Genomic DNA, 776 nt, shown 5'->3' with positions numbered 1-776 from the left:
TGACGCTTCTATGTCAAGCGGCTGCTTGTTGGCTGGTCACGGGTGGGAAGTCGTCGTGGAGCTTGCGGAGGATGGCGTTGGTGAGGTGGCGTTTGAGCACGCGGATGGCGCCGCGTGCGCCCTTCGTGTCGTGGTGTTTGGCGATCAGTGTTTGGGCGTCCGGGTGGGTGCGGGCCTGGGTTCTGGCGACGGTATGGATGGCCCTGTTCAGGCGCCGGTTGCCGCCGCGGTCCAGTCGGTGTTGTTCGGTGTTGGAGCTCCAGACCGGGATCGGGGCGGTGCCGGCCAGCCGGGCCAGCGCGGCGCCGTTACGCACCCGGGTGGGGTCGCCGAGCTCGGCCAGGATGGTCGCGGCCACGACGGGTCCGACGCCGGGCATGGACAGCAGGTTTGGGCTGACGCGTTGGGTGTGAGCGCGCAGTTCGCGGGTGAGTTCGTTGATGTCGGCGGTGAGGCGTTCCAGGCGCTCGCAGTTGGCCAGCAGCACCCGCCGCAGCGTGCTGTCAGCGAAGGTGGCCAGTCGTGCGGCCACCTCGCGCACGGCCTTGAGGGTGATCAGCGACGCCGGTTCCAGACCGGGGGCGAGCTGGTGCAGCCGCCAGCGCACCTGGTTGATCAGCCGGGTCCGCTCGGCGACCAGAGCGTCACGCTCGTCGACCAGCGGCGCCACCTCCTGCCCGGGCTCGTCGCCACGGTGCCAGGTCAGGTAGCGCGCGTTGTCCGGGTTCTGTGCGGCCTTCGCGACCGCCAGCGCGTCCAGCGGGTCGGACTTGCCC

General features: G+C 70.2%; 1 protein-coding gene. It reads right to left on the bottom strand.

All coding sequences use genetic code 11. The annotated features are described in order from the left end of the window. Positions 1-13: 13 nt before the first annotated feature. A partial coding sequence (locus ACW62_RS32785) for a transposase (protein WP_053208327.1) occupies positions 14-776 on the bottom strand: 763 nt, incomplete at its 5' end.

It is taken from the genome of Jiangella muralis (assembly GCF_001270745.1).
GTDB classification, from domain to species: domain Bacteria; phylum Actinomycetota; class Actinomycetes; order Jiangellales; family Jiangellaceae; genus Jiangella; species Jiangella muralis.
The sequence above is the reverse complement of the archived record's forward strand: the minus strand, read 5'-3'. Positions and strand labels throughout refer to the sequence as shown.